A 14692-nucleotide genomic window follows, 5' to 3' on the forward strand; every position below is an offset into this window, starting at 1 on the left:
TCCATAGGTGGGGTTAGGCAAGCGCCGTTGAGGCGTCGGTCAGGGTGGCAAGGTCGATCGTCCGGCCCTGGTTCATCCATTTGCGCGAGAGTTTCAGCTCGCGTGGCGTGTTGATGGCGATCACGCCGCGAATCGCGCCGTCTTCCAGATGGAAAAGCGTGGCGCGTTTTCCCGGCAAATCACCGCGTACAGCGAGTTGCGCATCGCCCGGAATGTCACCGAGGATTTGCAGATTGACGTCGTATTGATCGGACCAGAACCACGGAATGTCTGCATATGGTTCGAAACTGCCGAGCAAGGCTTTCGCTGCCGAGATCGCCTGGTTCTGCGCGTTGGCCCACGATTCGAGCCTCACGCGGCGCTTCAACCACGCGCTCGGATGATTCGCCACGTCGCCGCACGCGAAGATGCGCGGGTCGTCGGTTGCACCAAAATGATCGACGACGATGCCGTCCTGCACCTTGATACCCGCTGCCTCCGCCAATGCCGTGTGCGGCGTGAGCCCAATGCCGGCGACGGCGAAGTCGGCGTCCAATGTGGAACCATCAGCGAACGTTGCGCGAATGCGGCTAGCGTCGTTCGGATGATCCGCGATCGACACAAGCGACGCGTTCAAACGCACGTCCACACCGTTCGCACGATGCAAATGCAGCAGGAAATCCGACACCATCGGCGGCAACGAGCGAGCGCACAGGCGCGGCGCGCCCTCCACGACCGTCGCTTCGATACCGAGCTTGCGCGCCGTGGCCGCGACTTCGAGACCGATCCAGCCACCGCCGACCACCAGCACGCGCTTGCTTGCGCGCAGCCGTTCGCCGAGCGCGACGGCTTCGTCGAGCGTACGCAGATAGGCAATGTGCGAGGTCTTCACCAGTGCATCCGGCAAGCGGCGCGCGGCACCACCCGTGGCGATCACGAGACGGTCGTATTGCACTTCACGACCTGACTGCGTGCGCACAATGCGCTGTTCGCGATCGATCGACGTCGCACAATCCGGTTGCCATGCTTCCACGTTCAGCGCGTCGAAATCGTCAGGCTTCACGAGGCGCACGGTTTCGATATCGGCTTCACCTGAGAGTACGGCCTTCGACAGCGGCGGGCGCTCGTACGGCAGATGAATCTCGTCGGCGATCATCACGAGGCGGCCGTCGAAGCCTTCCTTGCGCAACGTCTTCACGACCCAACCCGCCGCCTGGCCGCCGCCGATCACGACGATCGTGCGCGGCGCTTCGAGCCCGGAATGCGCGGCTTGCGCCTTTTCAGCAGCAGCGTCAGTCATTTTTCCGCTCCGTCATGAACTTGCCTTCCGGCGCCTTCGCGTTTTTCTGGCGACGCGTATTGCCGTCGATGCCGCCGTCGATCGCCCATTCGGCGAACACGGTCGGACCCGGTTCGAAATCACGCGGCTGCCATTCGGGCGTGAGCTGGTCTTCGTCGGCGTAGTACTCGATCAGGCCACCGGCCGGATTCTGGAAGTACCAGAAGTACGCGGACGACACCGGATGACGTCCCGGACCGAGCTGCGTATCCCAACCGCAACGGCTGATATGCATGCCGCCGCCGAACACTTCGTGAATATCGCGCACGGTGAACGCGACGTGATTCAGGCCGCGCTTACCGCCGGGCAATGCGAGCAGGAAAATGTCGTGGTGGCCGCCGTGCGGCGCGCAGCGCATGAATGCGCCACGGCCCGGATAACGGTCCGACATTTCGAAGCCGAGCAGTTTCTGATAAAACTTTTCCTGTTCCGCGAGCCGATTCGTGAAGAACACCACGTGGCCCACTTCAACCGGTTCGGCGCGTTCGTAAATCGGCGACGGTTGATCGACGCGCAGCGTTTGACCCCACACGTTCGACGGCGAACCGTGGATATCCACAGCACGCTTGCGCGTCACTTCCACGCGAATCGCCATGCCGTTCGGATCGATACAACCCACAGCATCTTCAGTTTCGAAATGACCCGGCTGACCGGCGAAGCGGCCACGCAGTTCGTCGAGCTCGGCTTTCGTTGCGACGCCCCACGTCACTTCACGCAACGTCGGACCTTCTTCGAAAGCGGGCGGCAGCGACGGGTCGTTCGCGTCGACGGCGAGAATCGTGCAGCCGTTCAGCGTTTCGAAGCGTGCGTGTGTTTCGTCATGCGCGACTTCCTTCAAACCCCAGTCCGCGAAAAACTGCTGACAGGTGGCAAGATCCGTCACGCCGTAAATAATCTGTTCAATGCCGAGAATCGTCATCACATGCCTCTTGCGTATCTTGCGTATTAGTTCGCCCACGCCAGCGGCGCGTCGTTCAAACCCCAGTAGAGGCTCTTCTGCTGCATGTATTCGCGGATGCCGAGTCGGCCCTTCTCGCGCCCCATGCCGCTTTCTTTCCAGCCGCTGAACGGCGTCGAGATCGAGAACAGTTTGTAGGTGTTGATCCACACGGTGCCGGTTTCGAGCGCGCGGGCGATCCGGTAGGCGCGTTTATAGTCGCGCGTCCAGATGCCGGCGGCGAGGCCGAACACACTGTTGTTGGCTTCTTTAAGCAGCGAGGCTTCGTCGTCGAATGGCATCGCGACCAGCACCGGGCCGAAGATTTCTTCCTGACAGATGCGCGCGTCATTCGTGAGGCCTTCGAGGATCGTCGGCTGAAAGTAGGTGCCTGCTTCGCGGCCATCGCCGACCGGACGTTCGCCGCCACACAAGAGGCGGCCGCCTTCTTCCAGGCCCAATGCGACGTAACGCTCGACGGTTTCGCGATGCGCCGCGGTAATCAGCGGCCCCATCTGCGTTTGCTCACGCGACGGATCGCCGACGCGCAGCTTGCGAGCGCCCTCAGCGAGACGCTTCATGAACGCGTCGTAAATCGAGCGCTGCACGAACAGGCGCGAACCTGCGATACACGCCTCGCCTGACGAACTGAAAATGCCGTACAGCACGCCGTTTACTGCGTGATCGAGATCGGCGTCGTCGAATACGATGGTCGGCGACTTGCCGCCAAGTTCCAGCGACACTGGCATCAGCTTGTCCGCTGCGATGCGTGCAATACCGCGGCCAACTTCGGTACCGCCGGTGAACGACACTTTCTTCACCAACGGATGGCGCACCAGCACGTCGCCGATCACCGAGCCCTTGCCCGGCACCACGCTGAGGACACCCTTCGGCACACCGGCTTCTTCGCAGATGCGCGCCAGTGCTAAAGAGACCAACGGCGTGACTTCAGCTGGCTTCAACACCACTGCATTACCGCCAGCCAGCGCCGGAGCGAGCTTTTGCGCGTCCGATGCAATCGGCGAATTCCACGGCGTAATTGCCGCGATCACACCGATCGGCTCGTAGATACTCATCGTCAGATAATCACCACGCGAGGGCGTCACTTCTTCGTCGAGCGTTTCGAGGCAGGCCGCGAAATAGCGGAACGTGTTCGCAGCGCTTGCCACCAACACGCGCGTTTCGTTGATCGGTTTGCCGTTGTCGCGGCGCTGCAATTGCGCGAGCGCTTCGTGACGCGTCATGATCAGATCGGCGATGCGATACAGGATCAGCGCGCGTTGATGTGGCTTGAGACCCGACCAATCCGCGCGGCGCCAGGCGATATCCGCGGCTTCCACGGCCTCGCGGGCGTCGTCGGCATTGGCCGTCGAGATTTCCATGTTGACCGACTGATCCGCCGGATACAGGCTTTTATACGGGTTGCCACGCCCTTGCCGCCATTCGCCGCCGATGAAAATGTCGCCGCTAGGCACGAGGCTGGTATCGAAGTGAGTCATGTCGGTCGTTCCGGTTTGCTTCAGCTAATGTCTTAAATCACGCAGCGTGCCGCGCGATTGCGCAGCGCACGGATCGCGCTGTATGCGGTCAATGCGGACGTCTTGGGGTTATCCGGCAGCGGCTTGCCGCACATTTCCAGCGACATCTCGCCGAAAGCGCCGCGCGCCACGATTCGGTGCACATTGCGCGACACGTTCGGGTCGGCGATCAGGCGCACCGTGGTGTGGTCCAGACCCAGGCCGGCAAGCGCGATCGTCGCAGCGACGTTGGCGTTCTTCGGATACAAACGCGCCGCTTCGCGTGCACTGCCTTCGAAGATCACACGCTCTTCGGTCAACGCGCGCAGATCGCACATCTGTTCCGCGGGCGTGCCGAGCCAGCCAGTGGGCGGCTTGCGGCCGGTGTACAGAACTTCGTCGAGACCGCCGAGCTTCGCCGCAGCCAACGCGTCCACGCCGCCGATCGCGCCCGAAAGCAGCGTCAACGTCGCATCGCCTTCATCGGCGGCTGCGGACAACGCGTCGAGCAGCAGCATGTCGGACAGCGCACCGATCGACGCGACCGCGCAATCCGTACCGGCTTTCAGCAACGGCACCACGTGATCGACGAGAGCGCTGTGCCCCGCGCATTCCAGCGCGAAATGCGGATGACTGCTCAACGCGGACACCGACGAGACCACGTCGACCGACGCACCCACCACCTCACGCACCGACGCCATATGACGTTCCGGCACAATCACGTGCGACACACGCACCGTCGGGTCCGACTCGACCGAGCGATACACCGCCTGGCCGATCGCGCCGAAGCCGATCATCGCGACGTCGACGGGCGCGTGATGCCCCGCGTAGCCGGCCTCATGCATGTTCCGGCTCCTTTTCCTTGACCGGCGGGCCCGCGAACGCGGTGGCGAACGAACCGACCGACAGCATGTCTACTTCAACCAGCACCGGGCCCGTCTTCGCGATGCCTTCGCGGATGATCTCCTCGGCCTGGTCGAGCGATTTGATTCGGTAATGCGTGAGCTTCAGGCTCTCGCAGAATTGCGCGAAATCCGGCTGGTGCAGATCGACGTAGCAGCGGCGCCCACCGTATTGCGCATCCTGAATGTTGCGGATCACGCCATAGCATTGGTCGTTCATCAAAACGATCATGACGTTGGCGTTTTCCTGCACGGCCGTTGCGAGTTCGCCGACGTTCACCATCAAGCCGCCATCGCCGACCAGGCACACCGTCTTCGCTGCATTGCCGGCAAGTGCTGCGCCAATACCCATTTGCATACCCTGGCCGATGCCGCCGCCGAGTGCATGAACGCCCGCGCGCGGCGAGAAGATCTTCAGCATGCGGTTGCCCCAGGTGCTATTCGAGATCGTGACGTCGCGCACCCAGTTGTAGTCGCGGCCCACAGCCTGTTGCAGCGCGTCGACGAGGCGCTTGTAAGGGCCAAGGCCCTTGCCCACGTCGGCGACTGCAGTTTCGCGAGCGGCGGCCAGATCCTGGACGAACGTCGGATCGACCTTCAGGCGACCTTCGAGCAGCGTCGCGAGTTCTTCAAGCACTGACGATGCATCGCCGTGAATGAACATGTCGTTGCGATAGCCGCGGTTGTCGGCAAGCGCGTCGGCATCGATGCGATACAGCGGTTGCGGCAGCGCCAGCTTATATTTCAGCGTTTCATTGCCACGCAGACGCGAACCGACCACCACTAGCGCATCGCAGGTCTTGTAGAAACTCTCGACAGCGGCGTGCACGTTGAACGCGCCGAGCGTCGCCGGATGATCTTCCGGCAGCACACCGCGTCCTTGCACGCTGGTCACGACGCCGAAGCCCAACGCCACCAGACGCTCGACCGCGGCACCCGCGTGACGCGTACCGCCGCCCAGCCACAACAGCGGGCGCTTGGCGCTTGCCAGTTGTTCCGCCAACTGCGCGACGCGCTTGCTGCAATGCGTGAGCGTGGTGACGTGCGGCGCGGCCAGATCGGCAGGCCATTCGATTTCGGCAGCCTGAATGTCGATCGGAATCTCGACGCTGACCGGACCACTCGGCGCGGTTTGCGCGACACGTACGGCTTCGCGGATCGTCGGCAACGCGGTTTCGACCGAGCGCACGCGGAACGCAGCCTTCGAGATCGACGACAGCATCGACAATTGATCCGGCGCTTCGTGGATATAAGCGAGGTCCTGATCGAGATATTCGGTTTCGATCTGGCCCGTGATGTGCAGCAACGCGGTGCCTGCCGTCAGTGCTTCGACCATCGCACCCGCTGCGTTACCCGCTGCGGTGCCCGTGCTGGTGAATGCAACGCCTAGGCCGCCGGAGACACGTGCGAGGCCATCGGCCATGTTCACCGCGCCCGCTTCGCCACGTGCGCCGACGTAGCGAATCTTGCCGCGGTTGTGGATCGCGTCGAGAATCGGCATGTTGTGGATCGAGATCACGCCGAATGCGGTTTGAACGCCGCACTGCTCGAGAAAAGCGGCGATCAGTTCGCCAACGGTGGTTGTGTTAGACATGTCGTGCAACGCCTCCAGAAACATCGATGTGACTGCCCGTCGTATAGGACGACAGCGTCGTAGCCAGATAAAAGAGCGCTTGTGCGGCCTCTTCGGGTTTGCCGAAGCGGCCTAGCGGAATGTTTTTCTTGCGCGCCAGTTCGGCGGTCCAGTCGTCCCAGCTCTGGCCCGGCTGCGCTTCTTTCGCGTAACGGCGGCGCCATTGACCCGATTCAACGATGCCGATCAGAATCGAATTCACGCGGATACGTTGCGGCGCGAGTTCGATCGCGAGCGATTTGATGAGGCTCAGCACGCCGGCGCGCGCCGATGAAGTCGCCACCATGTGCGGCTCGGGTTGCAGGGCGAGCAGCGAGTTCACGCAAACCACGGCCGGGTTAGCAGCGTCGCGCAGCATCGGCAGGAACGCGCGGGTCGGACGGATCACGCTGAAGTACTTCAGGTCGAGTTCTTCGCGCCAGGCGTCGTCGGTGGTGTCGGCGAAAGTCGACACACGGCCTTGGCCCGCGTTATTCACCAGCATGTCGGTGCGGCCAAAGCGTGCTTGCACCGTTTGCGCGAAGGCGGCGACTTCGTCGGCGTCGAGCACGTCGCAGGTTTGTGCGAGCAATTGCGCAGCAGGAAACTGCGCCTTCAGCGCGGCTTCCGCCTGTGCGAGACGCTCCGTGTCGCGACCGCAGATCGCGACAGAAGCGCCTGCCCGCAGAAACAGTTCGGCAGTTGCAAGGCCAATGCCGGACGAACCGCCCGTCACCACCGCGACCTGCCCGGTCAAATCGATTTGAATCATCAGAGCCCCAATGCCTTCATGTATTTGCTGCCCGCATTCGGCCCGGCCTTCGGCCGATAGTTGAGCCGCTGCGAGAGTTCGTCGGCCGCGCGGCGGACCTTGTCGATCAGGCCGCTGTCGAGCAGCGACGCGTCGATCTCGTGGCGCGGAATCGTCGTCGTGATCACGGCGACAATGCGACCCGTGTCGTTGCGCACCGGTGCGCTGACCACCGAAATGCCGCGTTCGAACGACGACTCGCTGATCGCGAAACCACGCTTGGCGTCATCGCGAATCCGTTCATACAAATCGTCGATCGTGGCGGGCGTTTGTTTCGTGAAGCGTTCGAGTTCCGGCTCGGGATAAAGCTTCTTCAAGTCGTCGAGCGTCATGTCGCCCATCAATACCTGGCCGTGCGTCGTCGCATAGGCCGGCAGGCGGGTGCCGACATTCACCTTCACCGAACTGAAAATCGGTGCATGGCTTTGTGCCTTGGCGACGAATACGACATCACGTCCGTCGCGAATCACGATGTGACTCGTCAAGCCGGTGTCGTCGCGTAGCGCTTCGATGATCGGCAAACCGAGGTCGGTCAATTCGAGCGAGCTCAGATATTCGAAGCCGAGCCGCAGCACCGCAACGCCGAGGCGATAGTTGCGGTCCTTGTCGGCGCGCTCGAGAAAGCCGAGCGATTCGAGTGTTTGCAGCAGACGGAACACCGTCGTGCGGGGAATCTTCAGGCGCTTCGATAATTCCGGTGCGCCGAGAACCGGCTCGCGTGGCGAGAATTCCATCAGAATCTTCAGACCGCGTTCGAGACCTGGCACGCGATAGCTGATATCGCTGCTGGTGTCGTTGCGGTCGTCGTCCGCGTCGCGCTCGGCGTTAACGGTGTCGGGCATGTCGGGCGTCATTCATTGGCTCCGTTGTCCGTCGCTCGCGCGGCAGAACGTGTCGATGATCGCGGTGTACGCGGCAGGTGCTTCGATATAGCCGGCGTGCCCCGCGCGTGGCACGACCTGCAATTGGGTGCCGGCGGCCAGTGCAAGCCGCTCGCAGGCTTCGGGGGTCGTAATCGTGTCATCAGCGCCTACGGCTACATTGACGCGGCCTTTATGGCGCGCGAGGTCGCTGGCGAGATCGGCGTTGGCGAGAAGATGCGTCGCTTGCGCGTAGCCATGCGGGATCACCCGCGACATGTTCCAGCGCACCCATTCGAGAGCTTCCTCACTCGCATAGGCGGACAACATATTGGTGCTGCGTTTTTCGGCGAGACCTTGCGGGCCCAATTCTTCCAGCATGGCAAGACGTTGGTCGCGTTTGGTTTCACGCACTTCCGCAGAAGCCGCGCCATAACCGCCAGCCGGCGACAACAGCAGCAAGCCGGCCACGCGCTGAGGATTTGCCACAGCAAACGCACCGGCGATGATCGCCCCAAGCGAATGACCGAGCAGCACGCAGCGTTCAATGCCGAGCGCGTCGAGCCATTCTTTCAATAGCGTTGCGTATTCGCTTGCAGTGGGCGAATCGGCATTTACGGGTGTTGATGCGCCATATCCCGGCGCATCCCACGCCAACACGCGGCGCGTTTCACCTAGCGCTTCAAACTGCTGCACCCACGAAGCCGCGCCCGAACCGATGCCGTGCAACAGCACGAGCGGCAACGCATCGCCCTGGGCGCTATCCACGTCGCGATAGCTCACCGCGCGTTGCGATGCCAGCCAGATCTGCTGCGCCGGGAAGCGCGCGAGGCGCACTTCGAGCGTAACGTTCTGATCGGCGGTAGCGGACGGGGCTGCGGACATGATTTCCTTCGTGAGTGTTTTCAAAACGGCGCTGATAATTGAGGGCTTAGCGCTTGAGCCTGGCCAAAGGCGAATCGGGCGGATACGTTGGCGTAACCGGCTTGGCTGCGCCGAGCATCACGCACATCAGCGCGTCTTCTTCGCCGATGTTGACTTCAGTGCGATACACGCCTGGCGGCACCGAGATCAGATCGCGTTCGCCCAGTACCGCTTCCCACGTTTCGCCGTCTTTCTCGCAGATCACTTTCATCTTGCCGCGCAGCACGAAGAAAATTTCTTCGACGTCCATATGAATATGACTCGGGCCGATGTTGCCGGCCGGGATCACCATCGTTGAAAACGTGAAGCCGCCTGCGGGCACCGTGTTCATGTCTTTCGCGACACCCGTGCCGCCCGTGCCGACATAGCGCATTTGCGCGCGGCGATATTTCGGGTCGTAGTCGGCCTGGAACTTCAGCGCATCCCAGTCATAGCGACGCGTTTCAAGGCGTGCCACGCGCGTGTCCAGCCATTGTGCAAAGCTCGCGTCCGCGGGTTGTTCCCACGATTTGCGTTCGATATCGGCGTCCGCCATCTCTTTCTCCTTTCGATTCGACAAGATCAATTCATCACGAAGCCGCCGTTGACCGGCAGCAATTGGCCGGTCACGAAGCGCGCGGCATCGGACAACAGGAACAGCACCGGCCCGGTGACGTCGTCGGGCACTTGTGCGCGCGTGAGCGCGCGGCCTTGCAGGTAATACTGGTGACGCTCGGCGGGCACGTAGGCAGTAGCCTCGACTTCGGTAAGGCCCGGTGCGATGGCGTTGACCGTCACTTGATGTGCCCCGAATTCGCGCGCCAGCGAGCGGGTCATCGAGATCACGGCACCCTTGCTCGCGACATATGCGAGCAGCTTCGGTGCACCCCACATCGCCGTATCCGACGCGATGTTGACGATGCTGCCGCGGCCCGAGTCGCGCAGGTACGGCAGCGCTGCTGTGCTCATCAGCCACGTGCCGCGCACGTTGACGTTCATCACGGCGTCCCACGTGTCGACCGACAACTCGTCGGCGAACTTGCCGCCCGAATTGGTAATCGCCGCGTTGTTGATCAGTGCGTCCAGGCCGCCGAGTTGCGCTGCGGCCTGATCGGCGAATTGCTTGATGCTCGCGGGGTCGGCGAGATCGAGCGGCAGATACGTCACCGCATGACCTTGCTCGATCAGCGATGCAGCGAGCGCACGGCCTTCGTCATGCAGCACGTCGCCGAACACGACTTGCGCACCGGCTTGCACCAGCGAGCGGACGAACGCTGCGCCGAGACCGCGCGCGCCGCCCGTCACGAGGACGCGCCGGCCTTTGAGTGCTGACAATGCCGGAGGCGCTTCGTTATGCATGACTGTGGCCTGCTGCTTCGGTTTGAGCGGTGCCGGCTTGAGTGGCTTGAGCCTGGTAGGCGTCCAGTTCAGCGAAGTGCTGTTGCGCGCGCTGACGGAACATGCGGCGCACACGCGTCATGCCGACGTCGTGCTGATAGAGAAACTCGTGCTCGCGTGCATTCGGCGCCATGCTCTCGAGAACATAGCGGTCCTGTTCCAGCACGGCCCAGTGCAGCGCTTCCAGGCGGTTGCGATACATGAAACGCCATGCGTCGCGCTGCCAGCCGGACACTTTGCGCGTACGCCAGAAGTAAACCTGGCAATTGTTTTCGTCGACCGGCGTGGCAAAACCGATGATCCCGAAGTTGCCGCCCGGGCCGAACTTCTTCTTGTACGGAATCGCGAGACGCATCCACAGCGCGCCGGTTTCGCCCAATTCCACCCAGTCGAAATTCACGTCGCGTTGACCGACCTTTTCGAACATCAGGCCGGTTTCCGTCTTGCGCACGCGCATGTCGGCCTGCTTGTCGCCTTCGGCCATCGAATGCGACGTCGCGTGCAGATACGCGCCGTGCATCGGGTCCATCACATTGTCGATCGCGTACTGGTAATTGCACTTCCAGTGCGACATGCACAGAAAGTTCGCGTATTCCTCGCCGACCAGTTCTTCCGGCAACACGAGCGGCGTGGGTTCTTTATGAGCGTCGTCGCCGAACCACAGGAAGATCGCACCGGCATGCTCTTCGACCGGATACGACTTCACGCACTTCTGGCCTTCCAGCGGGCAGTTCGAGACGGCCGGGACTTTCGTGACCGTGCCGCCGCCGTCGATTTCAATGCCGTGATACCAGCACGCCACGCTGCCGCCGAGGTTCCAGCCGAGCGACAGACGCGCGCCACGGTGCGGGCAACGGTCTTCGAGCGCGCGGACTTTGCCTTCCTTGTCGCGCCACAGCACGATCTGGTCGCCAAGGCGCGTGATGCCGACCGGCGCGTCGCCGACTTGCCAGTTCGGTGCAACGGGATACCAGTAATTACGCAGGCCACGGTCCAGATAAGACTGGATCGGATCGGCCGCGCCTTGAGTCGTTGTATTGGGGGACGTCATAAAGAGACTCCGGATACGAAAGCGATGAGACGTGTTCGGGAAAGCGCGCTTATTCGGCGAGCAGGCGAAATTCGGCGGCGAGACGGTCGGCATCCCACGTGTTGCCTTCCGGGGTGCGGAAACCCACGCGGTTCAACCCGTCGACGACTTCCTGCAACTCATTCGCACCGGCTTCGAAAACCTTTTCGAGCGCATCGCCGAAGTCGTTTTCGTATTGGGTCGGCTCCGCCTTACGCGTTTGCCAGATGAAGTTTTCGGTCTCGCCCGGTTTTTCGATCACGCCCTTGCCGGCGACGTTGTTCGGCTGCGGCGCGAGCCACGGCTTCAGGAAGGGATTGAAGTTCACGGTTTGCTCTCGCATGTCATTCCACCTTGATCTGGATTTCTTCGCCGGCGAGACGTACCGAGTACATCTTCAGGTCGCGGCCACCGGGCTCTTTCAAGCATTTGCCGGTCGGGATATGGAACACGGCTTCGTGCAGCGGGCATTCGACGGTGTCGCCGTCGACAAAGCCCTGCGTCAGCAACGCGTACGCATGGGGGCAGACGTTTTCCAGCGCATACAGCGCATCGCCCACCTTGTAGATGCCGATTTCGGTGCCGTCGAGTTTGAACTCGAGCGGCGCGTCTTCGGACAGGTCGCCGGCATGGCCGGCGCAGCGCCATTGTTCACTCATGTCTCGCCTTCTCCTGAAGCTCTATGTTCCATATAAGGAACATCAGTTCGTGTATGGATAATTATAGGAGTGGCTGGGGTTCGAGAAAATAAAAATCTGGGCTGGTAGGGGAAAACACTGACTGTCGCGTTCACAACACAGCTGCGCGTGAACTGACATAAATCGCGGCATCAGCTTCAGAGCCCTTACAGGCTTGGGTTTGAGCATAATTTTCAGACGAATACCGCAGCCCTCATGCGGGTTTGTACGGGGTCCGAAAATTTATTTTGATCACTTCTAGACTCACTATACTTTCCATAGGCGATACAGACGCCCATAGGTGGAACATAAAGCGGCGCAGTTTTGGCGCATAAACCCGAAGCTGCATTCAACCCAAAGCAAGGATCAGGGACGACGAAATCGGCGCGAGCTATCCGTCGTGTGATCAGGAGAACCAACGGTGAAGCACATCATTGCGGCGGCCGGCTTGACGGCAATCTGCGCAACGACTGGCGCGTGGGCACAGAGCAGTGTGACGCTATACGGCAGCCTGGATGCCGGTGTCGCGTATATCAGCAATGCGGGTGGCAGCTCGAAGTGGATCGAGGAACAAGGCAACATGCAGCCGGACCGCTGGGGCCTGAAGGGTGTCGAGGATCTGGGCGGTGGACTGAAGACGGTTTTCCAGCTGGAAAACGGCTTCTATACGAACACGGGTGCATTCGCCAAAGCGGGGACGCTGTTTAATCGCCAGGCTTTTGTCGGACTGAGTTCGGACCAGATCGGCACGGTCACGCTAGGCCATCAAACGCCGTTCAGCTTCGACGTACTGGGCCCGCTTAGCACGGCTTATCTGGCCGCGAGCTGGTACGCGTTTCACCCAGGCAACATCGACGAACTCGCCGACACCGGCGTGGTGCCGTTCGACAACTCGGTGAAATTCCGCTCGGCGAGTTTCGGCGGTTTCTCGGTTGGCGCGATGATGGGTCTCGGCAATACGACCAACTTCTCGACCGGCAAGACACTGAGCTTTGCACTTAGCTATGCGAACGGTCCGTTCAAGGCCGGCGCGACCTATGCGAACGAGCACAACCGTACGCCATCGATCGTGACGACCGGCATCACCAACTTCCAGGGCGTCGCCGCGGCGACCTACACGGCGGACAAGGTCGAGAACATGGGTGCGGGCGCGTCATACCAGTTCGGCAAGCTGCTGGTGCATGGTTTGTACACGCGCGTGAAGCTGGAATCGTCCGGTCATTCGGACACGTATCAGAGCTACGACGTGGGCGCGAATTATCAGTTCACGCCGTTCAACACCGTGGCAGGCGGCGCTGCGACGACGACGATGGCCGGCCATCGCTGGACGCAGTTCGAGATCGGCGATATCTACGCGCTGTCGAAGTCGACGCAGTTGTATGTGAATGCGCTGTACGAGCGCGCGGGCTCCAATACGGATGCCGCGTTCTTTACGGCCGGGGTGTCGAGCGGCCGGAACCAGACGATTTTCCTGACGGGTATCCACCACTCGTTCTGATGTCCGTCATTTCGGTAGAGATGTCGACGCGGCAAAGCAAACGGCCCGGCTGCTTATGCACCCGGGCCGTTTTATATGAGCAAAAACAGAAGCCGGATCAGTTCGCCGCAACCGGTCTGCGACGCGCCTGAGCCGCAGTCGGATCATCCGGCCGCGGACGATAGCTCAGGCGCTCGGACAATTCGAGCGCCGCCTGGCAAACCGCGATGACGAGCGGCTCGCGCTCTTCCGCTTCGCCGATATCGGAGCGCGGAATGGTGACCGTCAACGCGGCCGTGATCTTGCCGCTTTGATCGCGCACTGGCGCGCTCACCACCGAGATCCCTCGTTCAAAAGACGCTTCGCTCAACGCGTAGCCGAGCGCCGCGCTTTCGCGCACTCTTCCATACAGCTCTTCAACAGATGCCGGCGTGCGTTCGGTAAAACGTTCGAGTTGCGCCTCCGGATACAACTGACGTAATGCTTCGAAACTCAAATCGCCCATCAGCACCTGGCCATGCACGGTGGCATGCGCGGGCAGACGCGTCCCGACATGCACTTTCACCGAACTGAACATCGGCTCATGCGTTTGCGCTTTAGCGACGAACACCACGTCGCGCTGATCGCGGATCAACAGATGGGTGCTGAAGCCGGTCGCGTCGCGCAAACGTTCGAGAATCGGCGTACCGACGTCGGTCAGTTCAAGCGAACTCAAGTATTCGAAGCCGAGCCGCAGCACCGCGACGCTCAAACGGAAATAGCGGTCACCGTTCACGCGCTCGAGAAAGCCTAAGGCTTCGAGCGTTTGCAGGAGGCGAAATGTGGTGGTGCGCGGAATGCCAATGCGCTTCGACAATTCGGGTGCACCCAGAATGGGCTCGCGCGCGCTGAATTCGGCGAGAATACGCAGGCCGCGTTCCAGGCCCGGCACGAGATACGTCGATCCGCCGGTACTTTCTTCATCGGTGGAATCGGTTGAATCGGCGCCCTCTGCGTGGGACAACGCCGCATCGTCCTGCGATGTCGAGGCCAACGCGCCGCGTGGCTTCACGTGCTTGCGTCCCGCTCCTGTCTGCTCTTCTTTTGCCATCTTGGCTGCCGTCTTTGCCGTTGTCTCTGCTGTTCGTCGGATACAGATCGTCATGATAGCGCGAAGCACACGGCGGTCATTTCCGTTTCGCGCGGTGCTATCCTTTGATCCGGTTCATTGC

The 14692-nt window shown here is 61.6% G+C and carries 15 protein-coding genes; 1 reads left to right on the forward strand and 14 read right to left on the reverse strand.

Going from position 1 to position 14692, the window contains the following annotated elements; all coding sequences use genetic code 11:
* Positions 1-13: 13 nt before the first annotated feature.
* Genes ACUN0E_RS05600 through ACUN0E_RS05660 form a run of 13 tightly spaced genes read right to left on the reverse strand, consistent with a single transcriptional unit; the run spans position 14 to position 11986 of the window.
* Positions 14-1279 carry an NAD(P)/FAD-dependent oxidoreductase gene (locus ACUN0E_RS05600; protein WP_445565907.1) on the reverse strand — a complete coding sequence of 422 codons (1266 nt, stop codon included), beginning with the start codon at positions 1277-1279 and terminating at the stop codon, positions 14-16.
* Entirely contained in the window at positions 1272-2237 is a 966-nt protein-coding gene (locus tag ACUN0E_RS05605; protein ID WP_445565908.1) for a VOC family protein, read from the reverse strand. Before ACUN0E_RS05605 ends, ACUN0E_RS05600 begins: the two co-directional genes overlap by 8 nt.
* A 26-nt stretch (positions 2238-2263) precedes the next feature.
* The gene (locus ACUN0E_RS05610; RefSeq protein WP_445565909.1) at positions 2264-3754 is read right to left on the reverse strand and encodes an aldehyde dehydrogenase; all 1491 of its coding nucleotides are present in this window, start codon (positions 3752-3754) and stop codon (positions 2264-2266) included.
* Positions 3755-3786: 32 nt separating this feature from the next.
* The gene (locus tag ACUN0E_RS05615) at positions 3787-4617 is read right to left on the reverse strand and encodes an aspartate dehydrogenase (RefSeq protein WP_445565910.1); all 831 of its coding nucleotides are present in this window, start codon (positions 4615-4617) and stop codon (positions 3787-3789) included.
* A complete protein-coding gene (locus ACUN0E_RS05620; RefSeq protein ID WP_445565911.1) occupies positions 4610-6268 on the reverse strand; it encodes a thiamine pyrophosphate-binding protein in 1659 nt (552 codons plus the stop codon). The genes ACUN0E_RS05615 and ACUN0E_RS05620 overlap by 8 nt, the downstream gene beginning before the upstream one ends.
* Positions 6261-7058, reverse strand: coding sequence for an SDR family oxidoreductase (locus tag ACUN0E_RS05625; protein ID WP_445565912.1), 798 nt, complete (start codon positions 7056-7058; stop codon positions 6261-6263). Before ACUN0E_RS05625 ends, ACUN0E_RS05620 begins: the two co-directional genes overlap by 8 nt.
* Entirely contained in the window at positions 7058-7939 is an 882-nt protein-coding gene (locus ACUN0E_RS05630) for an IclR family transcriptional regulator (RefSeq protein WP_445570387.1), read from the reverse strand. The genes ACUN0E_RS05625 and ACUN0E_RS05630 overlap by 1 nt, the downstream gene beginning before the upstream one ends.
* A gap of 12 nt (positions 7940-7951) precedes the next feature.
* Entirely contained in the window at positions 7952-8842 is an 891-nt protein-coding gene (locus tag ACUN0E_RS05635) for an alpha/beta fold hydrolase (protein WP_445565913.1), read from the reverse strand.
* A 46-nt stretch (positions 8843-8888) separates the two neighbouring features.
* Positions 8889-9416: a cupin domain-containing protein gene (locus tag ACUN0E_RS05640; protein WP_408233794.1), complete on the reverse strand. Its 528-nt coding sequence runs from the start codon at positions 9414-9416 to the stop codon at positions 8889-8891.
* 26 nt (positions 9417-9442) lie between these two features.
* Entirely contained in the window at positions 9443-10219 is a 777-nt protein-coding gene (locus tag ACUN0E_RS05645; RefSeq protein WP_445565914.1) for an SDR family oxidoreductase, read from the reverse strand.
* A complete protein-coding gene (locus tag ACUN0E_RS05650; protein ID WP_445565915.1) occupies positions 10212-11309 on the reverse strand; it encodes an aromatic ring-hydroxylating dioxygenase subunit alpha in 1098 nt (365 codons plus the stop codon). Before ACUN0E_RS05650 ends, ACUN0E_RS05645 begins: the two co-directional genes overlap by 8 nt.
* A 49-nt stretch (positions 11310-11358) precedes the next feature.
* Positions 11359-11670 (reverse strand): recombinase-like helix-turn-helix domain-containing protein, encoded by a 312-nt coding sequence (locus tag ACUN0E_RS05655; protein ID WP_169486338.1) that lies wholly within the window; start codon positions 11668-11670, stop codon positions 11359-11361.
* A 1-nt stretch (position 11671) separates the two neighbouring features.
* Positions 11672-11986, reverse strand: coding sequence for a non-heme iron oxygenase ferredoxin subunit (locus ACUN0E_RS05660; protein WP_408233783.1), 315 nt, complete (start codon positions 11984-11986; stop codon positions 11672-11674).
* Positions 11987-12425: 439 nt separating this feature from the next.
* On the opposite strand from ACUN0E_RS05660, the gene ACUN0E_RS05665 reads away from it, so the two are divergent.
* The gene (locus tag ACUN0E_RS05665) at positions 12426-13502 is read left to right on the forward strand and encodes a porin (protein WP_445565916.1); all 1077 of its coding nucleotides are present in this window, start codon (positions 12426-12428) and stop codon (positions 13500-13502) included.
* A gap of 97 nt (positions 13503-13599) precedes the next feature.
* Here the strand turns inward: ACUN0E_RS05665 and ACUN0E_RS05670 are convergent, their stop codons facing one another.
* Positions 13600-14571 (reverse strand): IclR family transcriptional regulator, encoded by a 972-nt coding sequence (locus tag ACUN0E_RS05670; RefSeq protein ID WP_408233778.1) that lies wholly within the window; start codon positions 14569-14571, stop codon positions 13600-13602.
* Between the last annotated feature and the right edge of the window lie 121 nt (positions 14572-14692).

The sequence above is a fragment of the Paraburkholderia sp. D1E genome (genome assembly GCF_052682275.1).